The following is a 20059-nucleotide window of genomic DNA, read 5'->3' as shown; positions in this document are numbered from 1 at the left end:
AGCCTGCCTTCGCAGGCTAAAAGTTTGATAGCCTGCGAAGGCAGGCTTCGTATTTCTAGCCCCACCCTTATAGGGTGAGGGCGTTTTTGCACATTTGGGATGCTCCCTGTCGCTGAGTTTCGACTATGCGGTTCGAGCGAAGTCGAGATTCAACTGTCGCAAAGCCGAGGCGCTGCTCCCACTACTTTTTTCATCCGGATGCTTTTGATGAATTTCTCTAAAGTATTTATAAATTGTTGATTAAGTATTTATTTTATTTTTTGAGATTTTTCAGCAAAAAACCTTATTTTTTTGATGTTTGTTTTGTATATTTATAATAAATAATCATAAATAATCAAAAACTTAAAAAATAGAAGCAGTAATCTCATCATAGTTAATAACGCTTTTAATTCCATACAATAGGACTATCCGCTAAGGATGGAAACTAAGTAGATATTTGTTCAGGTTTATATTGTGTTATCAAATTTCAAAGCTAAGAAAAAAAATCAGCGGTTCCCAACAGATAAACCATTTTGGACTTTCAATAAAATTGTCCTAGGATTGGCTTTGTTCTTAGGTCTGCCAATTTCTACCTTTATTATCATTTATTCCTTATTCTATCCTGCAAGCTCTTCTGCCTTATTCTCTTCCTTGACATCGAACAAACAATCACCTTACGCAACATCAATACCTTGGATTGATAATGCTGCCGAATGCCAAGATACTCAAAGAGAATGGCATGATAATAAATGTTGGGATAAAGAACATAGTCCTTCTTTCTAAGCAAGATTAGAGCAGAAAATCATCAAATCCCCAGATTGCAGCGATCAAACATCGAGAAGCCACAGATAAAATAGACAACGATATGCATTCTGGGGCGCAAAATATCAATGGTATGGACTCATCTACATGCAAAAATACATCGCACAATCCGAATGCGCTGCTTATTTGAGCGGAATCAACGCCTATTAGTCGCTGTCTCTGGCGGACAAGATTCTTTATGCTTAATAAAATTACTGTTAGATTTACAAGCAAAATGGGGATGGGATTTAGCTATTGCTCACTGCGATCATCGCTGGCGTACTGACTCCCAAGCGAATGCTATTCATGTACAACAACTGGCGAAAAGCTGGGATATATTATTTTATTTAGAAACTGCTGACAAAGAGTTAACTACTGAAGCAGCAGCAAGGGATTGGCGGTACCAAGTTTTAAGCGCGATCGCTCAGAAAAATAATTACCATTGTATCGTCACCGGACACACAGCTAGCGATCGCGCCGAAACTCTTTTATATAATTTAATTCGCGGTACAGGCGCTGATGGTTTACAGGCGCTAACTTGGAAACGTCCCCTCACGGAAAACATTACCCTAGTGCGTCCACTGTTAGAAATTACCCGTACCCAAACAAAACAATTTTGTGATGAATTCCATCTGCCAATATGGGAAGATTCCACCAATCAAAATTTACAATACGCCCGCAACCGCATTCGCCAAGAGTTAATTCCATATCTGCAAACAAATTTTAACCCCAAAGTTGAATCAGCTTTAGCCCAAACAGCCGAACTCCTCCAAGGCGAAGTGGAATATTTAGAGAATGTCGCCCAGGAGTTGCGAGAAGCAGCCACAATCGGCTTAACTCCTGTAGCAATTGTTCCTGTAAGCCTCAATCGTCGCATCTTGCAAGCAGCACCCCTAGCACTGCAACGGCGTGTTATGCGTCAAGTCTTACAACAAATACTTCCAGATGCACCCAGTTTTGAACATATCGAGAAATTAACTAATTTAATTACAGCGCCTAATCGGACACAAACAGATCCTTTTCCCGGTGGTGCGATCGCTCAAGTGCAAGGTGATTTAATTTACATTTTTACTTAAATGTAAATGTCGGTAAATGTTGCCTCAATTTAAGATGCAAGCAATTCTGGTTGAGACATTAACTCACGCAGTGTCTCGCGCATTTGGGCAATAGCCTGGAGTTGATAATCACCAGTTTCTTGAACTTCAGCTAAAGATTCAACCATTGCTTGTAACTTCTGGCGTAAACCATCCAAGCAGTCTTGAATAGGTTGTAAAGACTCTTGATAAATATTCACCCGACTCCAGCATTCAGTAGTTTCTGCCCGCAGGGATTGTAGGTTTTCTTCGAGTTTTTTCAGTTCTTGACGCTGTTCTTCCCAATCATGAGTTTGATTGTCAACCATTCCTTGGGCTAAGTCAATCCCAGCTTGCATTTGTTCAATCTCGCGTTCCAATTTTTGCAACTCTTGAGACTGTTGTTGACGCTGGTTTTCAGTTTGTAACAGAATCGGCTGCAAATCAATGGAATTGTCTTGTGCTTCATTAGCAACAGTATGTCCTTGCTTTTTTAAAAGTATTGTTTGATGTTGCTTAAGTAACTTCTGACGTTGGAGCAAATTCCGGCGTTGTCCCACCAAACTTTGGTTGAGCATTTGGTAGAGGTCTTTTTCATCTGCCAGTTCCATTTCCAGATTGATCGCATCTTGGTCAGAGGCTTGATGAATCTTCTTTTCTAATGCATCGATCGCTTCTTGTTTGTATTTTAGTTCTTGTTCTTGGTCTTGAACAAAACTAGAGTCGATATCATACTTCTCCTGCAAATCTTGCACCACTTTTTGCAGTTCGTCTAAAGCCATGTTTTCTAAAGCTTTCACATCGACTTGCGCCAGCATTCCACCGCTACAGCTTCCAGAAACAGACTCGATATGTTGACATAAATCTTCTAAATTGCGTAATTGCGTCTTCAAAATTCCCGCATATTCCTGCTTGCTAGCCAGAATTGCCATATTCACTTTTAACTCAGCCTTTTGCTGGTAGAGAGAATTTTGTCCCTCTTCCCAGCTATTTTGGCGATCGCTAAAGCTTTGCACCAGGCGATCGAGTTCCTCTTGCTTTTGCGCCGCTACAGTTTTCTGTTGCTCTAATTTTTCCCAGTGTTGATTTAAAGTATCTTGCTGCTTTTCAACTAACTCAAAGGCAAAATTCAATTGTTCCCGCACTGTTTCTGTGGGTGCAACCCGACTAGAAAGGCGATCGATTAACTCCCGCAATACTCGACTTTGCTCTTCATCTAAAGTCTTCCCTTTTTGAGCCTCTGCTTGAGATTCTTCTAAACGGCGCTGTTCGCCCCGCAAATGCTCCCAAGCTCCTTCCAGTTCTTGACGATTGCGCTCAATTTCTTGTTGTAACTTTGCAATCTCTCCACGAGAGCTTTCACATTCCTGTTTTTGCGCCTCTAGTTGCTGAAAATCATTTTCCATATTTTGCAACTGTTCTAAGCGCACTTCCATTTCCATTTCCCGCCGATTCAATTCTTGTGCCTGAAATGTCAATGATTGCTTCCACTGATCGATTTCTTCTTCTTTCGACTTGAATTTTTCTAACTGCCGAGAAAAATTCTGCAAAATATTCACTAGTGGACGCCCAGCTTCTTGAATGCGTTGTACCTGGCGATTAGGAGTCAGTTCTACCAATACCAGTGCGCCATCATTTAATTTGCTGGCTTCCTCTGCCGCAATCACATCCTCTGACACAGTAGTCCAATTCTGATCGGTTCGCTGACAAGCCAGGAGTTTCAATTCAGTTTTGGAATTACTACTGAGTAAATTGGTAGTGAGTAAGTTGCCTTTTTGCTTTTGTACTTCTGCTAAATACAGCACACCGTTAGTCCTTTTGTGTACTTGATGTCCGTGATTTGAGTTATATCTTAGATATTTTTGTGAGTTTGCCTGATTTCATCCGGCAACAGAGAACCAGACAAACAAAATATACAAAACTATTTATAGAGATGACATGTCACATCTGGTTACATATTTGCTAAATATAGATGTGTGGATCGCGCCTTTATATTTTGTGCTGATGGCAATAATGATGGCTACCGTGCGATCACTAGCTTTGTCAAAGTGTATTACGAAAAATTAAGGAAAATTGCTGACCGTCCTTAATGATGGGAAATGCAGCACCAATGGTAGTTTTTCTGATTTTTGCTAGATATTTCTCTAGTCGCAATTCGCAAAAATCATATTTAGTACTCGTGGGTGTAAATCAATTACCCCGGCGAAATATCCCAAACCATGCGCAGTGCGGTTTTAAAACTGGGTAGAAGGAATTACGAATTCCGCACATTGGTACTAGTGGCACAAGTTTAAAAATTTGATGAAGCTATCCTGCTATTCCCCACAATAGGTAAATTCAGGTCGCTGCCAGCATGGAAGTTATGTTTTCCAGTCAAAAGTCAGTTAGTCAGTTAAACTTGTCAGACAAGTTAATCATAAAAACATTACTGGGCAAAATTAATAAAGTATGTAAATAGAATTACAAGGAGTACCTTTGACCTCAATGCAGGGAGATTTAAATGAAATTGATATTCCTAGTATCCTGCAATTGATTGAGTGGGGACAGCGAACTGGTCAATTGTTGGTAACAACCCATAATAGTTGCCCCTGCCAAAAATTTAGTGCAGAGGTAAACAGACACCATCATTGCTTCAGCTGCAAACCACAACAGTATTGGTTTATCTTTTTTGTCAACGGCCAGATTATCTATTGCCAACAAGGTGATGGTAGTTTATCTAGGATTGACGATTATCTCCGACATTACCGAGTCAAGCTACAGCTAAAAGACCTCAAATTAGCTTCCCTAGACTCAGTCAATGTGGCTGAGTATAGCTATCTGTGGGAACTGCTGGAGCGGAATCTGATTCAACCCAAGGTTGCTCGTGAGATTTTGTACGGTCTGGTATGTGAAACTTTGTTTGATTTGCTGAGTTTGCATGCTGGTTGCTTCAGTTTTCATCACGGGCCAGCGCTTACCCCCCAATTAACAACCTGGGAGATTAGTCCGCTCATCAAGAAAATTGTCAAGCAATTGCAAAATTGGCAGCAGATGTATCCACATATTCAGTCTCCCAATCAAGTGCCAGTAATTTCTGAAGAAGTTCAATTCCACAGTGGTTTACCAGTAGCAACAATTAATAAGCTCACATATTGGGCAGATGGTAAAACCTCTCTGCGACAGCTAGCTCGTTGTCTCAACCGCGATGTTTACACAGTCGCCAAGGCTATATATCCTTATGTGCTGCAAGGTTGGCTGCAATTAGTATATTCAAACACTTGTAATTTTGACCCCTATAGAGAAAATTCTGAGGTAGAGGTAAAGAGCAAAGTACGTATACTTAGTATCCAAGAAGCTCACAGTAGCAGTGAGACGATTAAATCTATTTTGCAACCACAAGGATATGAAGTGTTAACTTTAACAAATCCCCTAGAGTCTCTCAGTCTGATTTTTCAACTCAAGCCAGATATGATTTTTTGTGACATGGCGATGCCGGAATTAGATGGGTATGAGATTTGTGCAATGCTGCGACAGTCAACCGCATTTCGGCTATTGCCCATTATTCTACTGAGCGATCGCGATCGCTTTCTCGACCGCGTTAAAGCAAAGATGGTAGGAACTACTGATTATTTAGTAAAGCCTTTGAGAGATACTGAGTTACTGACACTCATAGAGACTTATCTGAAATAGACTATTACATGGCTATAGAAAAAAGAGACTAAACTTGTTGATCCGCTAAAAGATGGGGTAAAAAATGTTATCACAGAAACAGCCAGCCCAATCTAAGTAGTACAAATTTATTATTTAGTAAATTAGTGAAGGAATAAGGTTAATTAATACACTAAATGCTTGCGGAAAAATCAGGGAATGTTCCAAATCGGGAACGTCTACATCAGGAGGTAGATAGGCATTTATGAGTACAGTTCTGATTGTGGAAGACAGTATCGCACAAAGGGAGATGATCACAGACCTCCTGAAAGCAAGTGGCTTAAAAGTCACCCATGCTAGTGACGGAGTCGAAGCTTTGGAATCCATTCAAAGCGCACCCCCCGACTTGGTGGTCTTGGATATTGTCATGCCCCGGATGAACGGCTATGAAGTTTGTCGGCGGTTAAAATCCGACCCGAAAACCCAAAATGTCCCGGTAGTGATGTGTTCTTCCAAAGGGGAAGAATTCGATCGCTACTGGGGCATGAAACAGGGTGCAGACGCTTACATAGCCAAACCGTTTCAACCAACTGAGTTGGTAGGAACAGTCAAACAACTGCTGCGAGGATAAGGATGAAAATAACATGGTCAGCAAACCGGACTTTTTAAGTGGTGGTAGTCAAGACCACTTCCGTCCTGAATTACAAGTAGAAAGTCCTGAAGGTGAATTACATTTGCGGTTTTACATTCCTTCGCACCAGGAGTTTGCACTACCTGCAACTGGAATTCGAGAGGTTATGGAACTTAGTCCCGATAGAATCACGCCGATTCCTAATGCTTCTCCTTTACTTTTGGGTACTCTAAATTTACGAGGTCGAGTAATTTGGGTGGCTGATTTGGGTCAATTTCTCGGGGAAGCAACCGCGCTAAACACAGATCGAGCAGAAATTCCGGTAATTGCTATCGAAGATCAAGACACAATCGTGGGCTTGGCGGTAGATGAAATCGGTGGTATGGACTGGCTAGATGTCCAAAATCTCATGCTACCAACTCATGTGCTGGATACGATGGCTCCCTTTTTACGCGGTGAGTGGTTACTAGATGCTAAAAAAAATCAGTGTCTAAGACTGCTCGATCAAATGGCAATTTTGCGGAGTGCGAGGTGGGCAGGATGAAATTGGGAGGGTGGATATGGGAGCAAGTATAGAAGATTACTTAGAAATATATAAGCAGGCTTGTACGGCTTATGCGCAACAAAATTATGATGTTGCCGCTACTTTAGTTGACCAAGTAGTGCAAAATTTACCAGATGACCCTAACTCCCATTTGTTACGGGGTCACATCTACTACGTTTTACAACAGTATGATATTGCCAAAGCCGAATATCAAAAAGTTTTACAGTTAACTGATAATAAGGAAATTATTGGTTTTGCTAAACATGGAATTGAAAGTATTAATCAATACCAGGGTAATTCCAGCGATCGCCTGGTGACGCCAGAGAACTATCAGCAAATCTCTACTGAAGACTTGGCACATAGTACAACAGATCTTAATACTAACAGCTTTGACAATAAAGCTTTTGACGAGTATGAAGCAGTGGTAAATGAAATAGAAGAGCTATCTTTGGATAGTCCTTTTAATATCTCTGCAAACAGCAGTACTGATTTGAATTCTCAATCAGACTCGGCAGCATCTTTTAGTGATGACCCCTTTAAGTTGGATAATCAAGCCACAGATCAAGATTCCCAAAGTAAAAGTTGGGAAGCAGAAGCAGATCTGGAATTGCCTGCTTTTTGGCAGGAAGATGAGACAGAAAACAGTATTGAGCAGTCCAGTACAAGTAATCCTTTTGTTGATTCTGGGACAAATTCCCAGCAAGAAAATGATAGCGATTCATCTTTTGCAGAAGTTGATTTATCAACCAGCAACAGCTGGGAAATCCCCACAGAATTCTTGATTGGGGAACAATATAACCCACCAGAAGACTTAGACTTTAATAGCAATAGCCTGGAAAATGAAAATTTTGCTAAAATACCAACTTCTGTGCGGGATAATGGCGTAAAAACCAACAATTTACCCTCTAGTCATCACGAGCAGCTAGCTGAAACTACATCCCATAATTGGTTAGGCCCGATAGAAGCTGAAGATAGCTTAAAAGAAGTCTCTGCTGCTAGTAGAGATTTGCCTCCAGAAGAAAAGCTGGCGCAAAAGGGTGTCAAAGTAGAAGCAAGTAATTTAGACCTTGATGATAATTTTGATTTGGACGCTTTTGAATCTGCTTTTGGCTCGGACAGTTTCACGCCAGATGAAGAACCAGTCAATCAGCCTCAGGCAAGTAATTCCCAGAGTAATATAGAGTTTTTAGATGAATTTGATGACTTTGACGATTTAGGTAATCTTCCCGGCTTTGACATCTCAGATGCAGACTCTAGCTTCAGCGATGTGGCTATGCATTCTGGTTCCTTTGACATGGCTAGCAATTCTGACTCTCACAGTGCAGAACCTTCAATAAGTAATGAAAATAGCGATCGCGAAGATGAACTATTTTCTATCACTGGTTCCCAAGAAGCCATGCCAATTTTTACCCAAGTCGATGTTGCTAAGTTAGAACCAGTCGTCAGTGTCGAGCAAAGTTGGTTAGCACCCTTAGAGAATGCTCCCCTAGAAAAGAAACAATGGTTGATTGCCGGTAGCGTTGGTATTGTTTCCTCACTGGTGGTAGCCATCGTCAGCTTTGGCGCGACGAATTTTTCCCCGCCCCAACAACGGGAATCAGTACGCAACACAGGCTGGGCAATGTCATTAGCAGCTGGGCTAGCTGGATTTGCTACTGCTGCCTTTATGGGTAATTTTACCATCAAGCAAATTCGCCGGACTACCGAAAATTTGCAAGCGCAGTTCGATGCTGTTCGCCAAGGTAATCTCAATGTCCAAGCTACAGTCTATTCCGAAGATGAATTAGGACTCCTAGCTACTGGCTTTAATGAAATGGCACGGGTAATTTTTACTACCACTAATGAAGCCCAACGCAAAGCTGACGAACAGGAAGAAGCCAAAGAAAATCTCCAACGTCAAGTAATTCGGTTGTTGGATGATGTGGAAGGAGCAGCAAGAGGCGATTTAACAGTCCAAGCGGAAGTGACAGCCGACGTATTAGGAGCCGTAGCCGACGCCTTTAACCTGACAATTCAAAACTTGCGGGATATCGTCCAACAGGTAAAAGTAGCCGCTAAAGAAGTAACCAAAGGTGCGACTAATTCGGAAACCTTTGCTAGAGCCTTATCTAGCGATGCTTTGCGACAAGCAGAAGAATTGGCAGTCACATTAAATTCCGTACAGGTAATGACCGACTCGATTCAGCGCGTAGCGGAAGCAGCGCGGGAAGCTGAGGCGGTAGCCCGCGATGCTAGCACCATCGCCCTTAAAGGAGGGGAAGCCGTGGAAAATACGGTGGCGGGTATTTTAGAAATTCGAGAAACTGTAGCAGAAACCACCCGCAAAGTAAAGCGGTTAGCGGAATCTTCTCAGGAAATCTCAAAGATTGTGGCCTTAATCTCGCAAATTGCCTCTAGAACCAATTTGTTAGCTCTGAACGCCAGTATTGAGGCAGCCAGAGCGGGAGAAGCCGGACGCGGATTCGCCATCGTTGCCGATGAAGTGCGCCAGCTAGCAGATAAATCTGCCAAATCCTTAAAAGAAATCGAACAAATTGTGATGCAAATTCAGAGTGAAACAGGCTCTGTAATGACGGCGATGGAAGAAGGTACACAACAGGTAATTAAAGGCACTAAATTAGCCGAAGAAGCCAAGCGATCGCTAGAAAATATTATTCAAGTGGCAAATCGCATTGATATTCTGGTGCGTTCAATTACCAGCGATACTGTGGAACAAACTGAAACATCGCGTGCTGTAGCTCACGTTATGCAATCCGTAGAACTAACAGCACAAGAAACCTCCCAGGAAGCACAGCGAGTTTCTGGCGCACTCCAAAACTTAGTGGGTGTATCCCGTGACTTGATCGCTTCCGTAGAACGTTTCCGGGTAGAAACCCTGGAATCTAGATAATGTAGTCAATAGTCCAAAGTTCAAATCTTGGCTCTTGACTTTTGATGATTAACTATTGACTCTTGGCGAAAAAACTATGCTGCCGGAACAACAACAGCGCATTTTGGGTTATTTTATTGAAGAAGCAAGAGACCACCTGAATACGATTGAGCAGGGGTTGTTAAATCTCCAGAGTACCCTGAACGACCCAGAAATGATCAACGAAGTCTTCCGGGCGGCTCACTCTATTAAAGGGGGAGCAGCGATGCTTGGTTTAAATAGCATCCAGCATACATCTCACCGCCTCGAAGATTGTTTCAAAATTCTCAAAGAAAATCCAATCGAGGTCGATCAAAAGTTAGAGTCTTTGTTTCTTGGTGTTGCGGATACCCTGAAAGCGCTTTTAGAAAATTTGAGCGGCCCTTATGGGTTGTCAGAAGAGACTGCTAATAATTTGATGTCAGAAACTGAGCCGGTCTTTCAATGGCTAAATCAGCATCTAGAATTATTGGTACAACAAGCAACCAATGGTGTAGACAGCAAAGCCAAAGAAGTACGTCCAGCTTTTGCAGATAACAGCCACACATTGACAGAAATTTTCATGCAGCGGGATTTCTCCGATGCAGAAGAAGACAACAGCATTGTGTCTGGTGAGACTTCTAAGAAAGCACCCCAAGAAACAACTGCACCCACTGTAGCCAAAAAACAGCAGAATTGGAGCGAATTCCAAATCCAAGTGATGCAGACACTGCGGGAAATGTTGCAACTGTTTAAACAAGGAACAACTCCCCAAAGTCGCCAAAGTCTGCAGCAATGTTGTCAACAGTTACTCCAGTTAGGTGAGGCATTTAATTTACCTAAATGGTGTAATTTATGTAAAGCAGTGACAAATGCGATCGCGAATCCAGATAATAGTTATCTAACTCTGGCGAAAATTGTGATTACAGAAATCAAAACCGCCCAGGAGTTAGTTCTTCAAGAAAAAGATGCAGATATTGTCATTAGTCAGCAGCTAGAAGTACTGTTGAGCTTTCCAGACGTTGAGCTATTCGAGATGGAAACCACTGATTTAGTGGATACATCTGAGCCTGACTTATTTGCTGATAATGATGATAATGCGATCGCAGCAGAGCTACCTGCAACAACAAATGATGTTGTTAATGACAATACAGACAGCATCAATAACTTATTTACCCTATCTGAGCCACCTCAGCAAGAACAGGCGATTCCATCGGCAAAGGATAATACCACAACTGAGTTGCCTTTGTTATTTAATTCTATCTCCAGCAATGAAGATGATACGCCACTGAGTCATCGTCATCGCGATCCGAAAGGGCCAGAAGTTGGTATAGCTGAGTTAAATACACTTGCTGATTTATTTGAAGGTGAAACTCCAGAACTTGATGAAACTTGGCAACAAGAAGAAATTTTAGATATTAATGCTGCGAGTAATCTCGGTATTGATATTAATAGTAGCGATACTGATGATACTGATAGCGATTTAGCTGATTTACTATCTTTTGATGACGATAAAAGCATTGATTATTCCCAAAACACGATAATTCAAACAGAAGATTTTGGCGCTTTATTCGGTGAAATTTCACCAGAAAAAGAAAAATCTATACCACCTGCATCGGAAATACCAGAAAATCATCTCGTTAATCAAAACATAAATTTAGAAAATCATGATGATGAAAGTCTTGAGGAATTTGCCGACATACTTCTAGAGTATCCTGGGGATATTGCACCACCAGATGTAGTAAAAGATTTATTAGAATTGGCATTAGATGAAAACAAAATATTGCTTGATGGTGAATTAAAACAAATTAACGATGAAGCAATTACTGGTGCAGAAATATATCATAAAGAAACAACTGATTTAAATAATGTATTTTCAGATAATTTACAGGATAATTCTTTAGAAGAAATTACTCCTGTTAGAGAATCTAAACTAGATTCACCACAGCCAGAACTTTTGGCTGTAGATAATTTATTTACTGAAATTCTCGAAAATACCCAAAATTCTGCCAATAAATCAGAAATTCCAGATTTATCTAATAACTCGCCAAAAATTACCAGAGAAGTTCCATCTGCAACAGAAAATTTACCAAATTTCTGGGATGAAGATGCACAAACAGAACAACAACTAGAATTAGATGCAGCAATTGAGCAAGATGTTGCTCAAGCGTTAGAAGAAAGTTTATTTACTGCGGCTAATGACTTTTTTAGCGATAGTGAGTCACTATTATCGCCACCACCAACAACTTTTGATTTGGAAGACTTCGATCAAACTATTTTGCAAACAGATGAGCAGATAGATTTGATATTGTCAGCCGATGCAGGGATGGATTTATTTGCCAAGTTGACATCAACTGAAACAACAAATATCCCTGTTGTGAATGGGCAAGAAGAACCTGCAATAGATATTAGCAGCTTATTGGCAGAAACAAGCGATGTCTCCGACGGGCTACGCCAAAGCACAACACTTTCCTCAACCTCCCTACCTCCAGAACCTTTAGACTTTACTCCTGAATTTACTAATCAGCCTACAGAAAATTTATTGGCTAATGCTTCCAGTTCTGTTAACAATCTGGACGATGATTTGTTCAATATTGATACACCAGAAACAACTGTTGTTGATAATACGAAGGAATCAACGGTTGATAGCGCACTGGATTTTGCTGGATTAGATGGATTCGATACCCCAGAATTAACTGTTGGGGAACCTCCAGTATTAAATTTAGATAATCAAGAATCAGTCGTTGATAGCGCACTGGATTTTGGTGAATTAGATGCGTTTGCTACTCCAGCAACAACTGCTGAAACTCCAGGATTGAATTTAAATAATCAGGAATCACTTGCTGATAGCACACTAGATTTTGGTGGATTAGATGTATTTGATACTCCACAATTAACTGTTGGGGAACCTCCAGCATTAAATTTAGATAATCAGGAATCAGTTGTTGATGGCGAATTGGATTTTGGCGGATTAGATGCATTTGATACTCCAGAATTAACTGTTTCTGAAACTCCAGCATTAAATTTAGATAATCAGGAATCACTTGCTGATAGCACACTAGATTTTGGTGGATTAGATGTATTTGATACTCCACAATTAACTGTTGGGGAACCTCCAGCATTAAATTTAGATAACCAGGAATCAGTCACTGATAGCGAACTAGATTTTGGTGGATTAGATGCATTTGATAACCCAGAATTAACTGTTTCTGAAACTCCAGCATTAAATTTAGATAACCAGGAATCAGTCACTGATAGCGAACTAGATTTTGGTGGATTAGATGCATTTGATACTCCAGAATTAGCTGTTGCGGAAACGCCAGTATTAAATTTGGATAATCAGGAATCAGCAGTTGATAGCGCATTGGATTTTGGTGGATTAGATGCATTTGATAACCCAGAATTAACTATTGCTGAAACTCCAGCTTTAAATTTAGATAATCAGGAATCAGTCGCTGATAGCGAACTAGATTTTGGTGGATTAGATGCATTCGATACCCCAGAATTAACGGTTGGCGAACCTCCAGTATTAAATTTGGATAATCAGGAATCAGCAGTTGATAGCACACTGGATTTTGGTGGATTAGATGCATTTGATAACCCAGAATTAACTATTGCTGAAACTCCAGTATTGAATTTAAATAATCAGGAATCAGCAGTTGATAACGCACTGGATTTTGGCGGATTAGATGTATTTGATACTCCAGCAACAACTGCTGAAACTCCAGTATTGAATTTAAATAATCAGGAATCAGCAGTTGATAGCGCACTGGATTTTGGCGGATTAGATGTATTTGATACTCCAGCAACAACTGCTGAAAATCCAGTATTGAATTTAGATAATCGGGAATCAGTCGCTGATAGCGAACTGGATTTCGGTGGATTAGATGCATTTGATGACACTCCAGGATTGAATTTAGATAACCAGGAATCAGTCGTTGATGGCGCACTGGATTTTGGTGGATTAGATGCATTTGATAACCCAGAATTAACTGTTGGTGAACCTCCAGTATTGAATTTAGATAATCAAGAATCAGTTGTTGATACCGCACTAGATTTTGGTGGATTAGATGCATTTGATACCCCAGAATTAACTGTTGGTGAACCTCCAGTATTAAATTTAGATAATCAAGAATCAGTTGTTGATAGCGCACTGGATTTTGGCGGATTAGATGCATTCGATACGCCAGAATTAACTGTTGCTGAAACTCCAGTATTAAATTTAAATAACCAGGAATCAGTCACTGATAGCGAACTAGATTTTGGTGGATTAGATGCATTTGATACCCCAGAATTAACTGTTGGTGAACCTCCAGTATTAAATTTAAATAACCAGGAATCAGTCACTGATAGCGAACTAGATTTTGGTGGATTAGATGCATTTGATACCCCAGAATTAACTGTTGCTGAAACTCCAGTATTAAATTTAGATAATCAGGAATCAGCAGTTGATAGCGCACTGGATTTTGGCGGATTAGATGCATTTGATAACCCAGAATTAACTGTTGATGAACCTCCAGTATTGAATTTAGATAATCAAGAATCAGTTGTTGATACCTCACTAGATTTTGGTGGATTAGATGCATTTGATACACCAGAATTAACTGTTGGCGAACCTCCAGTATTGAATTTAGATAATCAGGAATCAGCAGTTGATAGCGCACTGGATTTTGGTGGATTAGATGCATTTGATAACCCAGAATTAACTGTTGGCGAACCTCCAGTATTGAATTTAGATAATCAAGAATCAGTTGTTGATACCTCACTAGATTTTGGTGGATTAGATGCATTTGATACACCAGAATTAACTGTTGGCGAACCTCCAGTATTAAATTTAGATAATCAGGAATCAGTTGCTGATGGCGCACTAGATTTTGGTGGATTAGATGCATTCGATACCCCAGAATTAACTGTTGGCGAACCTCCAGTATTAAATTTAGATAACCAGGAATCAGTCACTGATGGCGAACTAGATTTTGGTGGATTAGATGCATTTGATAACCCAGAATTCACTATTGCTGAAACTCCAGCTTTAAATTTAGATAATCAGGAATCAGTTGCTGATGGCGCACTAGATTTTGGCGGATTAGATGCGTTTGATACTCCAGAATTAACTGTTTCTGAAACTCCAGCATTAAATTTAGATAATCAGGAATCAGCAGTTGATAGCGCAATAGATTTTGGCGGATTAGATGCGTTTGATACTCCAGAATTAACTGTTGACGAAACTTCAGGATTAAATTTAGAGGCTGAATTATCAGAACATAATCTAAATGTAAATTCTGCCGAAATTTCTGATTTACAACAGTTTCCAGCTAACTTAGAGTTAGAGGAAAGTTTGAAGACGGTTGCTGATGATACAGAACTAAGTTTAATTGATGAATTCTCAGAAACCGAAAATACCCTGCAAGAATTCGCTGGACTAGAAGATTTATTACAAGAAAATACAGCGACTCCAGAAAATTCGGTTGAATTAAATTTAGAGGAACAACCTGAAGCGGAAAAAATAGCTGAACAAGATAATCTTGTTGTTGCTAATAATAATTTAGAAGTGGCATCAGAAGTTGGGGCGGTAGATGAATTTGCCGACTTAGAAACATTATTAAAAGAGGAATTTACATCCCCCATACCTGATGAAGATTTTGCAGCGCTGGAAGCATTATTAGATACACCAAAAGATGATAATAATTTGCTGATACCTGCGCCTGTTTATCCACACAAACAGCAACCAGTTACACCAGCTAATTCTAGTAACACTGTCAGCGTACCAGAAATAGAAGATGAATTTGGTGATTTAGAGAAGTTGTTAGCGGAAGCCGATCAAACAATATCGCACTCACCATCTATCAAACCAAATGCGAACAAAACACCACGCCCATCTACTCGTCGTCCAGCTAGATTTGAAGAAACGATGAAGGTTCCAGTTAAACAACTGGATGATATGAGTAATTTAGTTGGGGAATTGGTAGTAAATCGTAATACTTTAGAGCAGGATCAAGAACGCTTGCGACAATCATTAGATAATTTGCTGATTCAGGTGCAGCAGCTATCTGATGTTGGGGCGAGGATGCAAGAATTGTATGAGCGATCGCTTTTAGAAGCCTCACTGTTAGCTACCCGGAAAAATAAAGAAACTGATGTATCTGCTGGAGATTCCAATTCTGAGAGGGGTTTTAGCGAACTGGAAATGGATCGGTTTACGCCTTTCCATACTTTGTCTCAAGAAATGATTGAAATGATTGTCAGGGTACGTGAGTCAGCGAGTGACATCGACTTTGTGACGGAAGAAACTGAACGAGTAGCAAGACAATTCCGACAAGTCACTACCCAACTCCAAGAGGGATTAACTAGAGCGCGAATGGTGCCATTTTCCCAAGCTATTGACCGCTTGCGGCGTGGTGTGCGGGATAATGCGATTAAATATGGCAAGCAGGTAGAGTTAGTCATTGAAGGTGGAGACACCTTGATTGACAAGATGATTTTGGATCACCTGACAGATCCATTAACTCACATGCTGAATAATGCGATCGCTCACGGGATTGAAACGCCAGAAGTACGACAAGCAGCAGGTAAAAAACCTGTAGGTGAAATTACTATTCGCGCCTTCCATCAAGGTAACCAAACTGTCATTTCTGTGGGTGATGACGGTGCAGGTATCGATACAGAACGCATTAAAGCTAAGGCGCTGAGGCTGGGTATGCTCACGCCTGAAGAAGCAAAAGCCATAACACGCATAGAAATCTACGATTTACTCTTCCAATCTGGCTTTAGTATTAAAGACAAAGCCGATGAAATTTCTGGGCGCGGTGTGGGTATGGATGTGGTGCGCTCGGAAATTAGCGAAATTCGCGGTGCAGTTAACACCGATTCTACTTTGGGTAAAGGCACAACCTTTACAATTCGCTTACCACTCACCCTGAGTATTTGTAAAGCGCTCTGCTGCGTTTCCGATAGAGCCAGAATTGCCTTCCCGATGGACGGTGTTGAAGATACCTTAGATATCCCCGTTAAAAACATCCAAGAAACTGCTGATGGACAATCATTTATTGCTTGGCGGGATACAATCTTACCATTCCGCCCCCTCAAGGAGATTTTAGCCTTCAACCGCACACTCAGTCGTGGTAATGTTTACGGCGGTAATCGTGATGATGACATGGTTTCTGTAGTTGTAGTGCGATCGGGAAATAATATGATTGCCCTACAAATCGATCAAGTACTGAGCGAGCAAGAAATTGTAATTAAACAATTTGAAGGGCCTGCTCCTAAACCCTTGGGTGTAGCTGGTGCTACAGTCTTAGGTGATGGGCGGATTATGCCGATTGCTGACGTACTGGAAATCATCGATATCTTCCAAGGACGGATGTTGAAACAAACTGGTGGTAGTATTTGGCAACAGAAGACTACCCCACCTGTACCAGAAGTCCAAGTGGTGAAAATTGATCCAACTGTGCTGATTGTTGATGACTCAATTACAGTCAGAGAGTTACTTTCCCTCACCTTTAACAAGGCTGGTTACCGAGTAGAACAAGCCCGTGATGGACAAGAAGCTTGGGATAAACTCCGCTCTGGATTACCTTGTGATATCGTCTTCTGTGATATTGAAATGCCACGCTGTGACGGACTGGAGTTACTTTCTCGCATTCAGAAAGATAACCACCTCAACCAATTACCAATCGCTATGCTGACTTCACGGGGTGCAGATAAGCACAGACAAATGGCAATCCAACTTGGTGCTAGCGGTTACTTTACCAAACCTTACCTCGAAGAAGCTCTATTAGAAGCCGCAGTACGAATGCTCAAGGGAGAAAAGCTAATTCATGGTACTGGTGCGTAAAAGCTAGGGGTTAGGGGCTAGGGGCTAGGGCGTGTTTTCAAACCCCAAACGCCTTCAGGCTGAAGCCTGAGGCTAGACAAACAAAGCCCACCTGCGTGGGCTAAAAACCTTAATTTTTCGTAGTCCGCGCAGGCGGACTTGGTAGAGGTAGCCGCACCCTTGTAGGGTGACGGCGACTTTGAAAACACGCACTAGGAGCTAGGAAAGGGGGATTAATCAGAAATGCCCAATGCCCAATGCCCCATGCCCCATGCCCATTACACAAACCACAATTAATAATTTCATGGTCAAAGTTTTATGGACTCGACTGTTAGCTATATTTTTGGCAACAGTCATCATCTGCCGTTGGGTGCTACCTGCTGGTGTTGCTAGTGCTACAATTTCCAAACAATTACCTTCACAGGTAGTAGTTGAGAAATTCACAAATGCGGAAAATATAGATAGCTTAAATAGCAGCCAGTTCCGCCAACACTACGCCCAGCAAAGAGTCCCATCAAAAACTATGCTGACTTATCCCCCCAGCCACAAGAGCGATCGCGTCGATAACTACCACGGTACTATAGTGGCAGATCCTTACCGTTGGTTAGAAAATCCTGATTCGCCAGAAACAAAAGCTTGGATTGAGGCGCAAAATCAACTTACTTTTGCTTACCTCAATCAAATTCCGGCTCAGGAAAAAATTAGACAGCGCCTGACTAAGTTGTGGAATTATGAAAGATATAGTATCCCTTTTAAAGAAGGGGAATCTTTGGGTAATAACTCCCAGGAACGCTATTTTTATTTTAAAAATGATGGGCTACAAAATCAAAGCGTTCTCTACACTTTAAAAACTCTGGATGACCAACCTAAAGTTTTACTTGACCCCAATAAATTATCAGAAGATGGTACAGTTGCTCTTTCTGGTTTATCTATTAGTAATAATAGTCAATTTTTAGCTTACGGTTTATCTACTGGTGGTTCTGATTGGCAAGAGTGGAAAGTCCGCAATATTGAAACAGGTGAGGATTTACCAGACCAATTAAAATGGATTAAATTTTCTAGTGCTTCCTGGACAAATGATAATCAAGGCTTTTTCTACAGTCGCTACGATGAACCAAATGAAAAAAGCCAATTAGAAGCGGAAAATGCGGTCTTGGGGTCTCCCCAAGAGGAGCAATTTTCCAAGACAGATGTTAATTATTATCAAAAACTTTATTATCATCGGTTAGGGACACCACAATCGGCAGATATACTAATTTATCAGCGTCCTGACCAGAAAGAATGGGGTTTCAATGGTTATGTTACGGAAGATGGCAAATATTTAATTATCTCAGTTTGGTTGGGAACTGATTCTAAAAACTTAGTTTTTTATAAAGACTTAACTAATCCTGATGCTGGAGTTGTCGAACTAATTAATCAATTTGAAGCTGATTATAGTTTTATTGATCGTGACGATAACATATTCTATTTTCGCACAGATTTAAAAGCACCGCGTGGTAGATTAATTGCTATTGATATCAACAAACCAGCACCAGAATATTGGCAGGAAATTATCCCCCAAGCAACAGAAACTTTAGAAGATGTGAGCATACTTAATAATCAGTTTGTTGCTGATTATTTAAAAGACGCTCATAGCCAAATTAAAATTTTTGATATCAAAGGTAAATTTGTCCGTGAAGTAGAATTGCCGGGACTGGGTTCAGTCAATGGCTTTGATGGTAAGCGCTATGATACGGAAACTTTTTATAGTTTTACGAGCTTCACGACACCAGGTACTATATATCGCTATGATATGGTAACGGGAAAAAGTGAAGTTTTTCGCCAACCACAGGTAGATTTTAAGCCGGAAGATTACGAGACAAAACAAGTCTTTTACCAAAGTAAAGATGGCACAAAAGTGCCCATGTTTATTACTCACAAAAAAGGTATTAAGTTGGATGGGAATAACCCCACCTATCTTTATGCTTATGGTGGTTTTAATGCTTCAATGACACCGAGTTTTTCTGTGAGTCTTTTGGTGTGGATGGAGATGGGTGGTGTTTATGCGATGCCAAATATTCGCGGTGGTGGCGAGTATGGTGAAGAATGGCATCAAGCAGGAATGAAGTTGAAAAAGCAAAATGTCTTTGATGATTTTATTGCGGCAGCTGAATGGTTAATTGCTAATAAATATACTAAATCGGCAAAATTAGCGATCGCAGGTGGTAGTAACGGTGGTTTATTGGTGGGTGCTTGTATGACTCAGCGCCCTGATTTGTTTGGCGCTGCTTTACCAGCAGTCGGCGTGATGGATATGTTGCGCTTCCACAAATTTACCATTGGTTGGGCTTGGACTTCTGAATATGGTTCGCCCGATAACCCAGAGGAATTTAAAGCTTTATATGCTTATTCACCGCTACACAACATTAAACCCGGTACAGCTTACCCCGCAACCTTGATTACTACAGCCGATCGTGACGATCGCGTTGTCCCTGCTCATAGTTTCAAATTTGCAGCAGCTTTGCAAGCGGCTCAGACTGGTGATGCGCCAGTACTCATTAGAATTGAGACGAAAGCCGGACATGGTGCAGGGAAACCGACAACAAAGACAATTGAGGAACTAACCGATAAATGGGCGTTTTTGGTGCGAGTTTTGGGGATCTAATTGTACAGACGCGATTAATCGCGTCTCCAATGACCAATGACAGCCCTTACCAAGGATATT

9 protein-coding genes are annotated in these 20059 nt (G+C 40.9%); 8 read left to right on the top strand and 1 reads right to left on the bottom strand.

Annotated elements, in window-relative coordinates:
- Positions 1–453 precede the first annotated feature (453 nt).
- Positions 454–762: a hypothetical protein gene (locus tag H6G08_RS17590; RefSeq protein WP_190545197.1), complete on the top strand. Its 309-nt coding sequence runs from the start codon at positions 454–456 to the stop codon at positions 760–762.
- Between the two features lie 107 nt (positions 763–869).
- Positions 870–1856 (top strand): tRNA lysidine(34) synthetase TilS, encoded by a 987-nt coding sequence (gene tilS, locus H6G08_RS17585; protein WP_190545195.1) that lies wholly within the window; start codon positions 870–872, stop codon positions 1854–1856.
- Between the two features lie 29 nt (positions 1857–1885).
- Here the strand turns inward: tilS and hmpF are convergent, their stop codons facing one another.
- A complete protein-coding gene (gene hmpF, locus H6G08_RS17580; protein ID WP_190545193.1) occupies positions 1886–3658 on the bottom strand; it encodes a pilus motility taxis protein HmpF in 1773 nt (590 codons plus the stop codon).
- 679 nt (positions 3659–4337) lie between these two features.
- On the opposite strand from hmpF, the gene H6G08_RS17575 reads away from it, so the two are divergent.
- From H6G08_RS17575 to H6G08_RS17550, 6 genes are all read left to right on the top strand, one after another.
- Entirely contained in the window at positions 4338–5522 is a 1185-nt protein-coding gene (locus H6G08_RS17575; protein ID WP_190545209.1) for a response regulator, read from the top strand.
- A gap of 223 nt (positions 5523–5745) precedes the next feature.
- Positions 5746–6111 (top strand): response regulator transcription factor, encoded by a 366-nt coding sequence (locus tag H6G08_RS17570; protein ID WP_096642543.1) that lies wholly within the window; start codon positions 5746–5748, stop codon positions 6109–6111.
- A 13-nt stretch (positions 6112–6124) separates the two neighbouring features.
- Entirely contained in the window at positions 6125–6655 is a 531-nt protein-coding gene (locus tag H6G08_RS17565) for a chemotaxis protein CheW (protein ID WP_190545192.1), read from the top strand.
- A gap of 16 nt (positions 6656–6671) precedes the next feature.
- Positions 6672–9545 (top strand): methyl-accepting chemotaxis protein, encoded by a 2874-nt coding sequence (locus H6G08_RS17560; protein ID WP_190545189.1) that lies wholly within the window; start codon positions 6672–6674, stop codon positions 9543–9545.
- A 76-nt stretch (positions 9546–9621) separates the two neighbouring features.
- Positions 9622–17376 (top strand): hybrid sensor histidine kinase/response regulator, encoded by a 7755-nt coding sequence (locus H6G08_RS17555; protein ID WP_190545210.1) that lies wholly within the window; start codon positions 9622–9624, stop codon positions 17374–17376.
- A 502-nt stretch (positions 17377–17878) separates the two neighbouring features.
- Positions 17879–19999 carry a prolyl oligopeptidase family serine peptidase gene (locus H6G08_RS17550; RefSeq protein WP_190545207.1) on the top strand — a complete coding sequence of 707 codons (2121 nt, stop codon included), beginning with the start codon at positions 17879–17881 and terminating at the stop codon, positions 19997–19999.
- The last annotated feature ends 60 nt before the right edge of the window (positions 20000–20059 follow it).

The organism is Calothrix anomala FACHB-343 (genome assembly GCF_014696435.1).
Taxonomy (GTDB): domain Bacteria; phylum Cyanobacteriota; class Cyanobacteriia; order Cyanobacteriales; family Nostocaceae; genus Aulosira; species Aulosira anomala_A.
This window is presented reverse-complemented; position numbering and strand designations above follow the sequence as displayed.